The 15,983-nt window shown below is 60.3% G+C and carries 20 protein-coding genes and 2 pseudogenes; 17 read left to right on the plus strand and 5 right to left on the minus strand.

Annotated features, from left to right (window positions below; translation table 11 throughout):
- From RH91_RS23560 to RH91_RS01900, 3 genes and pseudogenes are all read right to left on the minus strand, one after another.
- Positions 1-324: pseudogene (locus RH91_RS23560) on the minus strand (ATP-binding protein); the annotation flags it as partial.
- A complete protein-coding gene (locus tag RH91_RS01895; protein ID WP_157136826.1) occupies positions 321-482 on the minus strand; it encodes a hypothetical protein in 162 nt (53 codons plus the stop codon). The pseudogene RH91_RS23560 and the gene RH91_RS01895, both read right to left, overlap by 4 nt.
- Before the next feature lie 8 nt (positions 483-490).
- Positions 491-979, minus strand: a pseudogene (locus RH91_RS01900) (IS21 family transposase); the annotation flags it as partial.
- Between the two features lie 182 nt (positions 980-1,161).
- Here RH91_RS01900 and RH91_RS01905 point away from each other — a divergent pair.
- The 5 genes from RH91_RS01905 (at position 1,162) to RH91_RS23565 (ending at position 3,601) form a co-directional block, all read left to right on the plus strand.
- Positions 1,162-1,677 (plus strand): response regulator transcription factor, encoded by a 516-nt coding sequence (locus RH91_RS01905; RefSeq protein WP_010160804.1) that lies wholly within the window; start codon positions 1,162-1,164, stop codon positions 1,675-1,677.
- Positions 1,678-1,730: 53 nt separating this feature from the next.
- On the plus strand, positions 1,731-2,078 hold the full coding sequence (locus RH91_RS01910; protein WP_198283216.1) for a hypothetical protein: 348 nt from the start codon (positions 1,731-1,733) through the stop codon (positions 2,076-2,078).
- Between the two features lie 40 nt (positions 2,079-2,118).
- Complete coding sequence (locus tag RH91_RS01915; protein WP_010160806.1) at positions 2,119-2,556, plus strand: hypothetical protein; 438 nt, start codon at positions 2,119-2,121, stop codon at positions 2,554-2,556.
- Positions 2,557-2,684: 128 nt separating this feature from the next.
- Positions 2,685-3,125, plus strand: a complete 441-nt coding sequence (locus tag RH91_RS01920) for a JAB domain-containing protein (RefSeq protein ID WP_010160807.1) — start codon at positions 2,685-2,687, stop codon at positions 3,123-3,125.
- Positions 3,126-3,229: 104 nt separating this feature from the next.
- Positions 3,230-3,601 carry a response regulator gene (locus RH91_RS23565; RefSeq protein ID WP_010160808.1) on the plus strand — a complete coding sequence of 124 codons (372 nt, stop codon included), beginning with the start codon at positions 3,230-3,232 and terminating at the stop codon, positions 3,599-3,601.
- Positions 3,602-3,947: 346 nt separating this feature from the next.
- On the opposite strand, the gene RH91_RS01930 is transcribed toward RH91_RS23565, so the two are convergent.
- Entirely contained in the window at positions 3,948-4,349 is a 402-nt protein-coding gene (locus RH91_RS01930; RefSeq protein ID WP_010160809.1) for a transposase, read from the minus strand.
- A 170-nt stretch (positions 4,350-4,519) separates the two neighbouring features.
- Here RH91_RS01930 and RH91_RS21180 point away from each other — a divergent pair, with 170 nt between their 5' ends.
- From RH91_RS21180 to RH91_RS01980, 12 genes are all read left to right on the plus strand, one after another.
- Positions 4,520-5,089 (plus strand): PhzF family phenazine biosynthesis protein, encoded by a 570-nt coding sequence (locus RH91_RS21180; protein ID WP_232283384.1) that lies wholly within the window; start codon positions 4,520-4,522, stop codon positions 5,087-5,089.
- Positions 5,090-5,105: 16 nt separating this feature from the next.
- Positions 5,106-5,432 (plus strand): GCN5-related N-acetyltransferase, encoded by a 327-nt coding sequence (locus tag RH91_RS22985; RefSeq protein WP_232283385.1) that lies wholly within the window; start codon positions 5,106-5,108, stop codon positions 5,430-5,432.
- Positions 5,429-5,560: a hypothetical protein gene (locus RH91_RS23425; protein ID WP_269724633.1), complete on the plus strand. Its 132-nt coding sequence runs from the start codon at positions 5,429-5,431 to the stop codon at positions 5,558-5,560. Before RH91_RS22985 ends, RH91_RS23425 begins: the two co-directional genes overlap by 4 nt.
- A gap of 259 nt (positions 5,561-5,819) precedes the next feature.
- Positions 5,820-6,671 (plus strand): archaetidylserine decarboxylase, encoded by an 852-nt coding sequence (asd, locus tag RH91_RS01940; protein ID WP_010160812.1) that lies wholly within the window; start codon positions 5,820-5,822, stop codon positions 6,669-6,671.
- 210 nt (positions 6,672-6,881) lie between these two features.
- Positions 6,882-7,082 carry a 30S ribosomal protein S21 gene (gene rpsU / locus RH91_RS01945; protein ID WP_010160813.1) on the plus strand — a complete coding sequence of 67 codons (201 nt, stop codon included), beginning with the start codon at positions 6,882-6,884 and terminating at the stop codon, positions 7,080-7,082.
- An 89-nt stretch (positions 7,083-7,171) separates the two neighbouring features.
- Positions 7,172-7,372 (plus strand): DUF5818 domain-containing protein, encoded by a 201-nt coding sequence (locus tag RH91_RS01950; protein WP_010160814.1) that lies wholly within the window; start codon positions 7,172-7,174, stop codon positions 7,370-7,372.
- A gap of 515 nt (positions 7,373-7,887) precedes the next feature.
- Positions 7,888-8,634: an MBL fold metallo-hydrolase gene (locus RH91_RS01955; protein ID WP_232283563.1), complete on the plus strand. Its 747-nt coding sequence runs from the start codon at positions 7,888-7,890 to the stop codon at positions 8,632-8,634.
- A 380-nt stretch (positions 8,635-9,014) separates the two neighbouring features.
- Entirely contained in the window at positions 9,015-9,851 is an 837-nt protein-coding gene (locus tag RH91_RS01960; protein WP_157136827.1) for a DUF5694 domain-containing protein, read from the plus strand.
- On the plus strand, positions 9,848-11,293 hold the full coding sequence (locus RH91_RS01965) for a S41 family peptidase (protein ID WP_029623525.1): 1,446 nt from the start codon (positions 9,848-9,850) through the stop codon (positions 11,291-11,293). The genes RH91_RS01960 and RH91_RS01965 overlap by 4 nt, the downstream gene beginning before the upstream one ends.
- A 38-nt stretch (positions 11,294-11,331) precedes the next feature.
- A complete protein-coding gene (locus RH91_RS01970) occupies positions 11,332-12,237 on the plus strand; it encodes an aspartyl protease family protein (protein WP_081469488.1) in 906 nt (301 codons plus the stop codon).
- A gap of 99 nt (positions 12,238-12,336) precedes the next feature.
- The gene (locus RH91_RS22990) at positions 12,337-13,146 is read left to right on the plus strand and encodes an AraC family transcriptional regulator (RefSeq protein ID WP_029623526.1); all 810 of its coding nucleotides are present in this window, start codon (positions 12,337-12,339) and stop codon (positions 13,144-13,146) included.
- A gap of 200 nt (positions 13,147-13,346) precedes the next feature.
- Positions 13,347-14,474 (plus strand): S41 family peptidase, encoded by a 1,128-nt coding sequence (locus RH91_RS01980; RefSeq protein ID WP_198283219.1) that lies wholly within the window; start codon positions 13,347-13,349, stop codon positions 14,472-14,474.
- Positions 14,475-14,606: 132 nt separating this feature from the next.
- Here the strand turns inward: RH91_RS01980 and RH91_RS21380 are convergent, their stop codons facing one another.
- Entirely contained in the window at positions 14,607-15,674 is a 1,068-nt protein-coding gene (locus tag RH91_RS21380) for a serine hydrolase domain-containing protein (RefSeq protein ID WP_157136828.1), read from the minus strand.
- Positions 15,675-15,983 lie beyond the last annotated feature (309 nt).

A 15,983-nucleotide genomic window follows, 5' to 3' on the forward strand; every position in this document is an offset into this window, starting at 1 on the left:
GCAGCGGGCAAGCTCTATCCCCAACATCTTGTTGAGGCTGGGATAGCGGTAAACTCGAACGTGTCGAAGCCCTTCACCTTCGGGAACCGTGCCGCCCGGATACGCCACTCGATCGTGCGCCGTTCGCGATCGATCAGCTCGAGCTCGATGAGCCGCAGCAGATAGCGCGGGTGGTCCGTGCTGTCGCGCGCGCACTCGGCGTGCCACGTTGTCATACTCGCGCAGCACGGTGGGCAGCTTCAGCTGGCTGAAGTGATGCGCCAGCAGCACCTGCCCTGTGCCGCTCATCGTGCCGACCGGCAGCGTATCGGGTGCGGCGCTCATGCCGCCAGCACCGCGTAATCGGCAGCCGAGGTCGTCTTCACCGCCGGTCGCAGCAGGTGCGGATAGGCCGCCATGTCGAGCCGGGCGGGTCGCCGCTCGATGCATGCCAGCGCGGTCAGCTTGATCGCATCGAACCCAACAGCGCCGATCTCGATCACCTGGGTTAGGCCCTCACAAAGCAGGCATCCGACTGCGGCAAGTCCATGCACAAGAAGTGAATCTTCTGGCGCACCCCGCCGAACACGCCGACCGCTTCGCCAAAATCCACCTGCGCGTGGCCCGGTGGGTGTGCCAGCGGCACGATCGTCTCGCGTCCGCGCGCCCGGCAGAGCCGAACGTGGTCCTTCACCACGGTATATCCGCCGGCGAAGCCATGCTCGTCGCGCAACCGTTCAAAGTTCCGCTTTGCCGTATGCCGCTGCTTCACACGCGCTGCCTGGTCCGCTGCCAGGATAGCATCGATCACCGGCAGCGACCGCCCCAGCTTCGGCCTCGCTGCCGGCTCCTTACGGGTATAATTCGGTGGCAGCCAGAACCGGCACATCTCGACCACCGTCTCTCGGTTCAGTTCGAACACCAGCGTCGCCTCGCGACGGCTGTGACCCTCAACGAACACGAAACGGCGAACGGCGGCAGAGCTCTCCACGGCAAACATCCCTGGCCGCTACTAAAAGAAGCAACCTTACCAACAGCCGGATCTTACTCCGCCACGCTCAGCACCGCGCCGGCGTCCCGATGGCCTGCTTTGTCACCGGCGCATTCAAAGGCAGAATGTCCTAAACGATCACAACCTACCTCCAGGACGTGCCTTTAGCGTGAATTGCGGTTAAAAATCTCATGATGGCCAGTTTTCGAATCTCTGATCTGACGGAGCGGGAGCTTGAAGTGATTCGGCTGGTCGCACGCAATCGTGGCTCGGACGAAATTGCCCGAATGCTCGATATCAGTACCGCAACAGTGCAAACCCACATTAAACGGGCAAGAGCCAAGGCGGGCGGGATCAGTCGATACGCGCTCGCCAATGCGGTTGCCGAATGGGATGGTCGTCCCCAATCGATAGCTACCCCCGAGCTGGGGATCGCACCAGTCTCACAGAACCTGCCAAGTGCCCTCGTCCCGATCAACGGGACGCAGCGGCTGGGTGAGGAGGCTCTTCACGAGGAACGTGCGATCTTCGGCTTTGAGGATCCCCACTCTTCGTTCCAGCCGCAAGAGCAGAAGGGTTCGATCAATGACCTGACGGCATCGCAACGGCTCGGCAGGATCGGGATAATCGCGTTCCAGATCATCGCGGGCCTGGCAACGCTCCTGGTCGCCATGACGACCCTGCAGCGGCTCATCCTAGGCCGCTGATCCGCACGTAAAACCAGTAGACCGCGTCGCAGCAGCGGCGAGAAGGAGGACCTGTGTCTGAAGCTCTTGAAAGCATGGCGCGTGGCGTCGGTACGCAGCTCATCGAGGCGGAACGAGCCGGCAATCAGGCAGTGCTCAACACCGCCGCGTTGAGCATGTCGCTCATCGAGACGGCAATGTCCGCCCGGCTGCCGATCGTCACCTGCCAGTCGGCCCTTGCAGACGTTTCGGAAGCCCATGCGCTGGCGGTCCGAATGCGGTTCCATCTCGGTCGAGCGCACAGTCGGATGGCCAGCGACGCCGCCGGGCTGGGCATATCGTGGACAGCCTGGGGTGACGAATTCCCAACGCCCGAGCCCAACACAGGCATCTCTTCGGAAACCGCAGGCTTGGCAGCCTGAGTGCGGTTGACGGAAGCCGGGAGGAATGGTTCGATGAGGTATGCGGGTGCTGATCTTCAATGTCCTGCTGATCAGCACCTGCTTCTACGCCTTCGTTCGTGGTGGAGCGCCAGAACGCATCGTTGGCGGTCTGTTCCTTGCAGCGGCGATAATCTCGGTGGCCTTAAGCGCTCGGATAGCCGATTTGTTCGGCAGTCCCGCCTATGGACTGTTCTGCGTCGATCTGGTTCTGCTCGCATGCCTCACGTGCGTCGCACTGAGGGCGAACCGCGGTTGGACGATGACCGTGGCCGCGATGCAGCTGATTATGACCTCTGTCCATCTGGCGAGGATCGTCAATCCCGACACGATACGCTGGGTATACGCGGTGATGCTTGCGCTGTGGAGCTGGCCGATGGTGCTGGCCCTTGCGTTCGGGACATATCGCCATCGAGAGAGGCTGAGCGCGAACGGTGCAGATCCACCCTGGTCTGGCTGATCGGGCTGGTTGATGCGAAACCTGCTGAGCTGGCCGACAGGCTTCTGGATGAATTCGAAACGTCGGGGCGCGTCCTATCCGCGAACCCCTTCCGCCTGAATCGCGCGATACCAGGATCATCCGTCGTCGTGGACCATTTGGTAAGGGCGCAGGAGGCGATGGTCCATGCGTTGCGCAGCGAACTGGCGGTGAAGCCAATTGTGTCGAGCCAGCGCGAGCTCCTCGACTACCTTGCTGCCGACATGGCGAACCTGATGACCGAGCGGGTTCGCATTCTCCACCTGAATACGCAGAATCGGCTGATCCGTGATGAGGTAATGAGCGAAGGGACGATCGACCAGACCAGCTTCCACGTTCGGGAGATCGTTCGGCGTGCCATCGAACTGGGATCGGCTTCGATCATAGTAGTCCACAACCATCCCAGTGGATCGTCTCACCCCAGCACTCCCGACATAATATCGACGCGCAGGCTTTTTCACGCCTGCGATACTCTGGGCATAGCTCTGATAGATCACATCGTGATCGCGTCCGATGGAAGCTGCAGTTTTCGCGCCTTGGGTCTGGTCTGATGGGTCTGCCATCACATCACCATCGTCGGCAAACCTCACGACAGAGCAGCTATCTTCGCGTTCTCATAGTCGAAGACGACCCTACGACCCGCATCATAATCGGAATGTCTCTCAACATCGATTCCAAGATATTGTTCAGGACGGCAGAATGCGGCAGCGATGCGATGGAAGAAGTGAGATCGGGCGCAGCGTTCGACCTCATCGTCTCGGATGCCATGCTGCCGGACATGTCCGGGGTCGCGCTTCTGCGACGGTTGTTCGTCGACGTCGGTTCGACGGCACCGCCGGTCGTGATGCTGACCGCTCTCCGCTGGGATCAAGAGTTGGATCGGCTGGCGGATGCTGGCGCGATCGCAGTGATCTCGAAGCCGTTCGATCCGCTGATCCTCGCTGACCAGCTTCGACATCATCTGGATCATCGGAATCGGCCTTGCCTCCGCTGGTGGACCGCCGCGCAACCAGATCGGCGATCCTAGCCGCTATGAGCGCCCAAGACGATGCAACTTCCGGAACGGCATCAAAGGCCTGAGCCAGCGCGATGGCTTCCGCCCCGTCTTCAAATCGATCGATCATGGCTTGAACGAAACGATCGACTTTCGGCTGGATCACCATTTTTGCCCCTACTGGATGTGACAAATCATGTTGCAGTAGCAGACTGAAGCGAGACCGTTTCGATGTGGTGAAGAGCGATCCATCTGCCGTTCTGGAGATACGGCAGAACCATGTCGCCTGGAGCTGCCCTCGCTGGTTCGTGACGGACGCCGCCGAGGGGGCGGAGCCGGGAATGTGGGCGAGCGATGCCAACCGCCTCTGCGACCGCGCTCACCGTCCATCCCGCGGCAACGAGGTCGAGCGCAACAGCAGTTTTTTTGGGCCTGCGGCCCGGGACACGGCCTCGCGGAGCAGCTCGTTCTCCATAGCCTTCTTGCCGAGCAGTCTGTGTAGTTCGCACACCTGCGCCTCGAGCGCACGGTATTCAGACGCCGGCACCACTTCCTCGCCAGCTGCTGCGGCGGTCAGCGCACCCTGTGCCATCCGCCGACGCCAGGTGAAGATCTGATTGCCACCGATGCCGTGCCGGCGGGCGACGAGCGACACGCTCATCCCCGGTAGATACGTCTCTTCGACGATCCGGACCTTTTCCTCCGGTGTCCACCGCCTCCGGCGCTGAACACCGGAGAGAACCTCGCCATCGTTGTAACGCCTGGTCGTACCGTCATTCATATGCCTCACTCTTATCTAAGAGCGGGGCCCTGTCAGGTCATTTAGGGGGCCACCTCAGAAATCTCTTTGCGAAGATACTGCATGTTGGTGGACTCCAGCCTGAAGGATTAGCGGAATATCACAGTATCGCCTCGGCGCTGACATTAGGCGCGGGTGTTGCCGCATTATACTTGGGTACCCGCGAAGTTCTGTCGCAATGTGAACCCGACCTCGCAGCGTTTCGGAACGCGCGCGGCGCCTATCCGCAATTTGGGAATCGCTTCCCTGTTCACGTCTACAGCAAGGATGGCAGCGCTCTCCGCGCCAGAATGTTCGCACCGTTGGCAGGCACCTGGGAGGACCCCGCGACCGGCAGCGCCAACGCGCCTCTCGCCTCTTTGCTGCTATTGCTCGACCCGGATGCCGAGGAGGCCAAGTTCGAAATCCATCAAGGCATTCAGATGGATAGGCCGAGCTTGCTGAATGTCGAGGCGCGACTGACCCCGAATGACATCATCGCGACGTTGCGCGGATCATGCGTGACAGCGATGCAGGGGGAATCGAACTGTAACTGCTTGTCACCGATTTTGGTAATCGCGCGGCAATCTTCAGGCTGCTTCGACGCTGAAGACCCACAAAGCGACATTCGTCGCCAATGTCAGCTCCCCAAAACCTGCCATTCATTCAAGTGGCAACAGGTCTTGCAGAAATCTAGCCACTGCGGACTAGTAGTGCTCACCGATGCAGGCATTGTTGGGTGAGCCACGGAGGTTATCGGTGACGGAAATCGCGCGAGCAGTAATCGAGCAGCAGTGGTTGGATCTCACCCGCATACGCCTTCCCAAGCGCGCAATGGAGGCGCGATGGTCGTTGCGACTTGATCACTGTTTCCAACGTATACTGCTCGACGACGCCTGTGGCGGGTGTTGGTACGACCATATTGTGGGTAGACCCGCTTACGCTAACGCGCCCGCCGCGGTGCTGGCCCACGCGATCGCCACCGGCGAGGCGCTGCTAGCCGGAACCGCTGATTTAATTGCCCTTAACGCGCAGTCGCTGGCATGGCGGGGAAAGGGCGGTAAGCTAACGGGCAGTGCGCATTGAAACCGCCGCTCAAAACCTTGAAAGAAGGCTTGAAGCAGTTGACCGATACGAGCGTCTTACTGCGCGTGATGGAAGGATTGGCCGCTGCAAGCGCCGCGCCGGGCGGAAACGCAGGCGATGTTCGTTGAGCGAGCTAGTGGGTTCGACAGAAGCCCCCCTGGCCGCCTGTAGTCGGTTTAATATCGCAAAGACCCAATTGCAGCCACGCGATGTGCCCTACCCGTCTCCAAACTTCGGCCATTCGTTCAGCTTGAGATGGTGGCGTTTTCGGCGCTCAGCCGATCTACTTCTGGCGATCAGGACGCCTCGTCGTTCGCATGCGAATTCCCTAGGTCGACCTGACGGTTCATACGTCTACAAGGATGATGTCGAAGCTCTGAGGTTCTGATGTCTGATCGCCTGTCGGTCCTGCTCCAATATATCCTGCCTAAGCAGCGCCTCACCACACTGGCAGGTCGCATCGCCGGAGCGCATGGCGGTGCAATGACAACGCGGCTCATCCGCTGGTTCGTTGGCAAATATTCCGTAGACATGAGCGAAGCGGCAGATGCGGACATTAAGAGCTACAAGAGTTTCAACGACTTCTTCACCCGTCCCCTTAAAGTAGGTTCACGCCCAGTCGCGGCTGCCGACTTCGTCTGTCCAGTCGACGGCGCGATTAGCCAGTTCGGCTCCATTAATGACCATCACATGCTACAAGCGAAGGGGCATCGGTTCACCACGACGCAGCTTGTTGGCGGTGACGCCGTACTGGCCAGTCGGTTTCGCCATGGCAGCTTCGCAAACCTGTACCTGGCACCCAAGGATTACCATCGCCTACACATGCCCTGCGATGGCAAGCTCTCGCGCATGATCTACGTGCCGGGGAAGCTTTTTTCCGTAAACCCTGTCACAGCACGCGGCGTGCCGAACCTGTTTGCGCGCAACGAACGCGTGGTGTGCGTCTTTGATTCGGCGGAGCATGGCCCGTTCGTGATGGTGCTGGTTGGCGCCACCATCGTCGGAAGCATGGCGACTGTATGGCACGGTGTGGTCAATCCGAAGCGCACCAACAGGACGTCGGAGTGGACATATACTGACCAGCACATCCTGCTAAAGAAGGGCGAGGAAATGGGCCGCTTTCTCCTGGGGTCGACAATCGTGATGCTGTGGAAACAGGGCGCCATCGCGTTCAATGAAGACTGGACGCCAAACCGGAATGTGCGCTTAGGCGAACTGATGGGCCAGCGCGCAGCCTGAGCTTCTTGTGCCCCGTTGGCTGATAGAGAAAGACCCAGAAGGCGACGTCCAGCGGTGCTTTTACGATCCCCAACTTCAGACATCTGTTCACGTTGCCGATCGAGGTTAATGATAGGCACCGGTACGGCGCATCCGGTCTTGGCTTGAAGGGCCCCGGACCATAGAGCGAGCTGCGTCTTCGGCGCTAAACGACATCTCGAGAAGGCCAGCATGCAGATCATCGTACGTGACAACAACGTGGATCAGGCACTTCGCGTCCTGAAGAAGAAGCTGCAGCGCGAAGGGGTCTATCGCGAACTGAAGCTCCGGAAGCACTACGAGAAGCCTTCGGAGAAGCGCGCCCGTCAGCATGCCGCCGCCATCCGTCGCGCGAAAAAGGCTGATCGCAAGCGCGCCGAGAAGGACGGCTGATCAGCCGCGCACGTAAAGCCGATCGCAAGCGCCACGAACATGATCGCTAATCCAATTCTAAAGGTCGCATCAGGATCGGGAAGCTCGGTATGAAAATTGGAACCCGTATCGACGAAACCGGCACTTTGTTTCGCGATGGGGGCGCCTTCTACCTGCGACGCGACGCAGGCGGACGCTATGAACTTGAACTACAGCGTACGCCTGTGGACCTAGTTGAGAAGCGGGTAAGGCTGATCGGCACACTTGTCGGCGCCGAACTCGTCAGCGCGGACGGAATCGCACCGGCATAACGTTAGCGCGCGTTTTTTGGTTTTTGAGGTTGCGCACTCGGCTAATATGCCGCTTGCGACTGAAGCGGCGCGTTGACCCATAGTCGGCCATTCGCGCGCCCGTCGCCGCTTCCGAACTTCAGACACTCATTCATCTCCGCGCTGACCGCTTTCGATGTCTGATCTTATGTCATGAACGTCGCGATTTGGGAGGATAGTGGACCGTCCGCTAGTTGGCAGGCGGGCGGCGTTAGCCGACATTGCGTGACGCGGTCACTTTCCCGAAAAGTACGGTTGATCGAGAACCTTGTGCAATCATATCGAGCAATCGCGAACGCGCTGGACACCGTTTTGCAGAGCGCCCAAATTCCGGCAGTCCAACCATTATCATGAGACTTTAGATGACCTTTCGTTCGATAGCCGCGCTCGGATTTGCAGTATTCTTAGGGTCGACGGTGCTGGCGAAGCCGGTGACGATCGCGCCTGCGGCGGTGCATTTCAGCATCGGCGCGGTGCGTGCCGTAGCCTTGCGCGACATGATCAACCGCGTTCCGAACGACGGCAGCGTGTTCGGCAAGAAGGAAGGCCCGGCAGCTGTCGCGGATACATTGCGGGAAGGAGGCGCGCCGACCGATGCGTTGTCGCTCGGCGTCGACGCGCTGCTTGTCCGCATGCCGGGCCATTTGGTCCTCATCGACACTGGCCTAGGACCCAAGGTTGGTGGCGTCCTGATGCAGAGCCTAGCGCTCGCCAAGGTATCGCCCGCGGACATTACCGATGTCCTGATCACGCATTCGCACGGTGACCATGTCGGCGGGCTGTCGAGCACGGACGGCAAATTAGCGTTCCCCAACGCGACGATCCGTATGACGCGCGCCGAATGGGCGTTCATGCAGAGCCAGCCCGATAATGCGGCGTTAGTCGCGACGATCACGCCGAAGGTCATGCCATTTGATTCTGGCGCCGTGGTGATGCCGGGCATCCGCGCGGTACCGCTGGCAGGGCATACGCCCGGCCATAGCGGATACGAAATAACGTCAAACGGACAGAAGCTGCTCGACATGGGCGACACCGTCCATAGCGCTATCGTGTCTCTCGCCAAGCCCGAATGGATCATCGGCTACGACACAGACGGCGAGCAGGGGCGCCAGCGGCGGACGGCCGAACTCGCCAAGTTGGCGGCGAGCGGCGAACAAGTGTTCAGCCCGCATTTTCCGTTCCCAGGGCTCGGCCAGATCGTCAAGGCCGGCACCGCTTATCGCTGGCAACCGGTGAAACGCTGACGCCCCTGTTCGCCGCCTCATGGCACAATCATACGATTTTCGAACGACTGATTTTTGCATCGCGAGCCGCGCACCCGAATGACCGAGATTGCGCGCGTTGCTGACCGGCAGTTTTATAACGGAAAGACCCATTACCGGTCATTCATAGCATTCTGCGCGCTTCCCAACTTCAGAAATTCATTCATATCTGGAATAGAAGCGATGCCGCCGACATTCCCTCGCCTTCAACGGACTGCTCGATGCATTTTGCAAGCGATCTGACGCGGGTTTCGGTTGACCAGATCAACCTCTGTTAGCTTGGCGTCCAACGCCGCAAATCCCGATAGACAGCTGCCATTCAACGTGTATTGTCTGAGCACCACACCGAGGAGGCCTGCTGCATGCTGCTACCTATACTTGTTGCGGCAGCAACGCCTGCTGTCACCGCTGCACCACAGCAACCGGTCCAAGTGATGGTGCTGGGTAGCTATCATTTCGGCAACCCTGGTCGTGACAAGGTGAATGCCCATGTCGAAGATGTCACCACCCCGCAGCGCCAGCGCGAACTGGAAGCACTGGCTGATGCCATTGCTGAGTTTAAACCAACACGGGTCATGGTCGAGGCACAACGCCTAGGCCCGAACTACGACGTGACGGATTTCGCAACGTTTTCCCCAAGCGTGCTCAAGACCGACCAAGACGAGACGACCCAGATCGGCTACCGCATCGCTGCGCGCGCCGGCCTTCGGTCCGTTCAAGGTATCGACGAGCAACCCGACAAGGGCGAACCGGACTATTTCCCGATCGGCCGGGTCGAAGCTTATGCAAAAGCGCACGGGCAGCAGGCCTATCTCGACGCCGCTTTTGCGACGGTACAGGCGTCTGCCAAGAAGTTTGAGGCTGAACAGGCAACCACCAGCATACCGAGGATGCTGGTCCGCTATAATGACCCCTCCACGCCCATGGGTGGACAGGATTCATACTACTCCCTGCTCCGACTTGGTGACGGTGACGAGCAGCCCGGCGCAGATCTGAATGCCATGTGGTACCTCCGCAATGCGAAGATCTTCGCAAAGCTCATCAATGTGGCCAAACCAGGCGATCGCATCCTCGTCGTGTATGGGGCTGGTCACGGGTACTGGCTACGACACTTCGCCTCAACGACGCCGGGCTACAGTTCGGTTGATGTCAGGCCCTATCTTGAGAAGGCAGCGAGCAAACTGGCCGCGCCGAGATGAACCTGTCGCTCCTTGCCATACCAGCGGCGGTTCTGCTGATCGGTGCAACTGACGTACCCCGCGACTGGGCAGCAACACTGCAAACGGACGCCAAGGCTTATCACGACCAGATCGCCGACAATCACCCTGGTCCCTACAACAAACTCGACCCCGGCTTTGCGCGTCGCAACGATGCCGGTCTGGCATTGGCCCTGCGTCGTGCTGCAACCGTTGGAGACTACCCTGGATATCTATGGGCAATGCGCGGTTACGTGGCGAGCTTCAACGATGGGCATGTCGCCCTCGATCTTGACCAGCCAGCCCCCCTGCCGATCCGCTGGCCCGGCTTCCTGACCGGCTTTGACGGCACCGGACGTCAGGTCGTGATGACCCGAGCGGATGACGCTCCCTTACCGCTCGGAGCAGTACTCGTAAGCTGCGATGGCATTGATGCCGAACGTCTGACTGCCCGCAACGTTGGCGCTTTCCGAGGCAGGTGGGAACTGGTCAGCCAACGAGCGACCAATGGTGGTCGGTTGTTCCTTGACGCCGCCAACCCCTACATCAAGCGTCCAGTACGCTGCCGCTTCAAGGTCGATGGCAAGCTAAAGGACGCGACGCTCAGCTGGCGCGATCTGCCTGATGCAGACTTCGACACACGTTTTGCTGCTACTGCACCTCGGGCACGTCCGGAGTTCGCGGCTCGAACGTTTGCTGACGGCACGCGCTGGTTCTCGCTCCCCGGCTTCAACGGTGACCCCGACAGCGCTGATGCTGAGTCCCTTACGCCAATCATCAAATCGATGAGGAAGGACGCCATCGCGATCGCAGCGGCGCCGCGCATCGTGCTAGACCTTCGAGGCAATGGCGGTGGATCGTCCGACTGGTCGTATCAGATTGCTGCCATCCTGTGGGGTCAGGCTACGGTAAATGCGCTTCCATCAGGATCCGAAGGGGTCGATTGGCGCGCTTCGTCCGGAAACATCGCTACGCTCGAAGGCTATCGCACCGCCTGGCAGAATTCCGCCGATGTCTCGCAGGCGGCGAAAGACTGGGCCACTCGTACAGCGAAGGGCATGACATCTGCCCGCGCGCTCGGGCAGGCGCTCTGGCGTGAAATCGATGCCGACGAAGCAAAGCCAGCGGCAACCGGCGCTGCTCACGTGCTAAAAGCGCGCGTATTCGTGCTGACGGACTGGGGATGCGGCTCGGCATGCCTTGATGCGGTCGATCTATGGACCGCGTTAGGTGGCATTCACGTTGGGCAGGAGACGAGCGCTGACTCGCTCTATATGGACGTACGGCAAGTCGCTCTGCCCAGCGGTTTTGCCCGGGCCGTCATTCCGATGAAGGTGTATCGCGGCAGGAAACGCGGTTCGAACGTCCCGGCTAGGCCAGCACATGTTTACACGGATGATATGCGTAATACCGATCAGCTCGAGCGCTGGATCACCGGCCTTTAGCCTGGAACAGTAAAAGCAGCGTCTATTCGATTGCCTCGATGGGCGAGTATCGTACCGCAAAAAGGGCATTCTTTTTGAAAAAGCTATTATCGGCTGCGTTGCTCATTAGTGTGGCGTCTGGAGCGAATGCTGCCCCAACGAGTCCGGTGCGGCTGCCGTTGGAAAGCTACCGCAAAGGCGTAGCGGCACGAGTGACAGTGGCCGGACGGGACCGGCTTTTTCAACTCGACACCGCAGGCGGACTGACGGTGATCTCACCAGCGCTGGCGAAGGAGATGGACTGCCAACCTTGGGGATCAATTACCGGGTTTCATATGACCGGCACGAAGATCACCGCCCCACGTTGCGACAATGTTGCAATCCACTGGAAGAACCAGACCCTACAGAGCCCTGTTGCAATCGTCATGGACGTGGGGTCTCCCGACACACCGATCGATGGTCTGCTTGCCCTCGACGCATTCGCCGGACGCACTGTAACCATCGATTTCGCAGGTCGCGAACTCACGTTGGAAACACCTGAAAGCGCGGCTGGGCGCAAGGCGAACGCGGTAGAGCTTCCTGCTCATTTGGCTCGTGAGATTGGCGGCTTGGCGCTGTCTGTGTTTATTGACGTCCCTACCGAACGTGGACCGGCGCGCCTTGAGCTGGACAGTGGCAATGGCGGCACGATCCTGGTTGCACCAAAACTTCTTCCTCTACTTGGCTTGAAGAAGGTTACCGGCGAGGGGCCGCAACAAGGCCGCTTTCAGATCGCCCCCAGTGTCGAAGCGTCCGGGATGATCTTCAGCCCCGACATCGTGATCGATGGAAACATTGGCATGCCGTTTCTCAAAGATTGGGTGGTCACCATGGATCTCGCCCAAGGACGGGTTTGGCTCAAACGCAGTGCCGTTGCAGCACCCGCCGGCATGGGGACCCCGCCGTCAGTGAAGCCCGTGGGGTAAGAGGGATCGGCCTTCGAAGCTCCTCAAATTGGCGAGACGCAATGACTCAGTTTCCCATATTCAATCAGGTCAACTTCTCTGAACACGCTGCGCATCGACATGAGTGAGCCAGTGCGGAATGATGCCCGCTTCGCCCGCCCACCCTACCTCTCTGGCGTTGAACTCGTATCCGTCCAGTATAGCGAGCGCACCTTTCCCGAACACAGCCATGCGGAATGGGTGGTCGGCGCGATTATGACAGGCTGTGAGGCCCTGGCTGTTGGCGGCAAAACGTACGAGGTGCAGACAGGTCAGGTACTGCGTCTACATCCCAATCAGCCGCATGCCAACCGAACGACGGGAGGTGAGACCTTACGCTATCGCGTCGCGTACATCCCCGACGAAGCGATACGTCCCTACATCGCCGGGCGCATGAACGCGCCGCGGTTTGACTCCCCTGTATTGGCTGGCGAACGGTCTCACTCTATCTTTGCTGATGCGCACGCCTTGTTGTGTCGCGACGACGCGGGGCGTTTGGAACAGGAAAGCGCGCTCGCCGATCTGGTTGGGGTCCTGTTCGCTGACCAGGTAAAACAATCGTCGGATGACACCTGGGTATCCAGCGATGCCGTTGCGCGCGCTCGAAGCTACATTGACGCTCACTTCGCCGACGGCTTTGGGCTGCGCACGCTCTCAACCGTATCAGGGATCAGCGTCTTTCATCTTGCGCGAAGCTTCCGCAAGGCAGTCGGGATCACCCCCCTCGCGTACCGCAATCAGTGCCGCATCGTCGCAGCGCGACGCCTGCTGTTGGCGGGTCAGCCAATCGCGGAGGTTGCGCTTGATGTGGGCTATGCCGATCAAAGCCATCTCACACGGCAGTTCCAGCGTATCGTCGGTGTATCGCCGGCACGCTACGCAAACAGGTAAGCTCGCATCGGTCAGGCGACAGCAATATCGTTCAAGGCGGCGAGACATCCTTCGGCTAATCGCACGGACGACCACCAGCGAAAGCCGTTCACATGCACCACCCCATGACCCGCAGATCGTTGCTTCAGGCTGGTATCGCTCTGGGTACGGCCGCGCCATTCCCTATGGGGGTAGCCCGGGCGGGCGAGCCGGCTCATGACGTGACCTATGTCGAGGACTTCGACGAGCTCTGGCGGACACTGGACGAGCGCTACTGCTATTTCGGGGAGAAGCGCACCGACTGGAGGGCAGTAAGGCGAATGTATCGCCCGCTTGCCGCTGCCGCCCAATCGTCCGAAGCGTTCGCCGGTATCGTTGGCCGGGTGATCGGCGAGCTGTACGACGCCCACACCCACTTGACTGATTCGGCACCGGATGCGCCGCGCGGGCCATATTTTGATCTGTGGGTCGAGCCCAACCGCGATGGGACGGCGTTTGTCACAAGCGTTCGCGATGGGTCCCCCGCAGCGGATGCGGGCGTTACGCCTGGTCAGAGCGTGCTTGCGATCGACGGCCGCCCGATTGGACAGATCGTCTCGGACACAATGCCGTGCTGTCTTAGCCATCCAGATCCAGCGGCAACGGCGTTTGCGCTTAACGTGGCGGTATCGGGGCGGCGCGGCATGCCAAGGACGTTAACGGTGCGGTCGAGGCAGGGTTCGGAACACCTGGTTCCCGTCCGCGTAAAGCAGCCTGTTACGCTCCCCAATGTCGAGAGCCGAATGTTAGCTGGTGGAATCGGTTGCATCGTCATCCGCAGCTTTGCTGACGATGCGGTTATTGAGGCGTTCGACGCGGCGCTGGCAAGCTTCCGGAATGCACCTGGACTCATCATCGATGTTCGTCAGAATGGTGGCGGCGACACCGCGGTAGCCCGCCCGATCATGGGGCGATTTATCACCGAGACGATGCCCTATGCCCGCATGCGCAGGCGCGACGGCAACCGACTGAGTGCTGCCTGGACAGAGACCGTAGAGCCGCGGGGCCCCTTTACCTACACCGGTAAGGTCGCTGTCCTCACAACGCGGTGGAGCGCCAGCATGGCGGAAGGCTTTCCCATGGGCATGCGTGGTCTCGGGCGTGCGACTATCGTAGGAACGCCAATGATGCGGGTAGGTGCCGCGGTCTTTCCGTTACGGCTCGACCGCACCGGTCTGGCGCTGCAATACTCAGCAGAGCCAGTTTACGACGTCCAGGACAAACCCAGATGGGAACTGGAACCCGGTGTACCTGTCCTCATGGGCGGTGACATTTTGGAGGCTGCGATACGCTATCTGCGATCAGCGTGACCCATCCCCGGCCACGGAAAGCGTCTCCTTCATACTCCAGAAGCTGACTGAGATGCGCCGGGTGACAGGGTTGCGACCTTAAAGCGACCGCCCCCTCCATATCGCAAGCAGAGCCGGATGGGCCGGCGGAGGTCACTTCAGCCAAGCGAACGCATCGAACTCGCGTGCGAAGACAGTGCGGGCAGCACGCTCGTATACCTTACGCCCAGCATCGCCATTGGTAAGGACCACGACCGCCAGGCCCGACACGAGGTCCACAACGAATAGGTTCGCGACGCCGTCGTTGGCGCCCCAGTGCCAAGCGAAACGCCGCCCACCGTCACTCTCCATTCCCCAGCCTAGCCCCCAATCGAGTGTTCCCTTCACTCGAGTGGTCTTCGTCGAGAGTCCCGGATAGCGCTGTGCGAAAGCCAGGAACCGCGCGTAGTCGCTGGCGGTGGTCCACAATCCGGCGGCCATGTTGGGCGTCATGAATATTGGCATCGCCGGTTTGCCAAGTGCGATGGCCGCTTTCTCCCGTTCGCCTAGCGTCCACCGGTCGACTGGTTTCAGCGGGCCGGTATCGCGACGCATCGCGTAGTTCGCCGGGCCTTTGTCGGTTAGTACACCTCCGCCTCCGTCGTGCGCCCACGCGACTGCCGGCTCGGTGCCCCTTGCCCATCCATAGGTACTTTGGCTCATTCCCGCCGGTCGCAGGACCCGCGTTTCCACCACCTGAGCGGCGGTCTGGCCTGTAACTGCCTCGACCAACCGGCCGAGCAGGACGAAGCCCTCGCCAGAGTAGCGGAATCGGGTGCCGGGCGCGAACGCAGCTTTTAACGGCTCGCCCGCTTCGTCGCGCCAGTTAGGCAGGCCACTAGAGTGGGAGAGCAAGTGGCGAGGTGTGATCGATCGCGTCGCGGCATCGTCGGTGAACGTGACATGCTCCGCCACCGGTTTGTCGAGGTCGATCAGGCCCTCCCGCACCATATCATGGACCGCGACCGCTAGAACCACCTTAGACAGCGATGCTGCTTCGAACAAAGTATTGGGTGTCGCAGGCACCACATTAGCTTTTGCATAGCCGACCGCACCGGACGAGATTGCGCCGGAGCCGTCCAGCGTTGCCCAGCTCGCACCCGGTACGGACGCCAAGTCCATCCAGGTCGACAAGTTAGCCAGGGTGCCGGGCGTCGTCGCGGTTGTTGCACCTGCCGCCATGGCTATGGCGAGCGTCCCGAAGCACGGGGCAGCGAGTATCGTCCGCCTGGACACCAAATCCATTATCAACTCCCGTCAGCGACCTACTTACTGGCATACAGGTTCGGCGCGACTAGGCTAGCTGAGACCACCGCCGCGGAAGACCGTCGACCGATCCGCGTCAGCGAGGACCCAAAAGCCGCCGTTCCGCAGAGCTCAATTGCTTCCCAATAGCAGACGCCCGTTCAGCTTGCAGGACGGCAGGCTTTTTCAACAGGAGAAGGCTTAAGGCCGAGATTTTCTCACGAATAAAGACCGATAAGCAGACGT

This window comes from Sphingomonas sp. PAMC 26617 (genome assembly GCF_000242835.1).
GTDB lineage: Bacteria > Pseudomonadota > Alphaproteobacteria > Sphingomonadales > Sphingomonadaceae > Sphingomonas.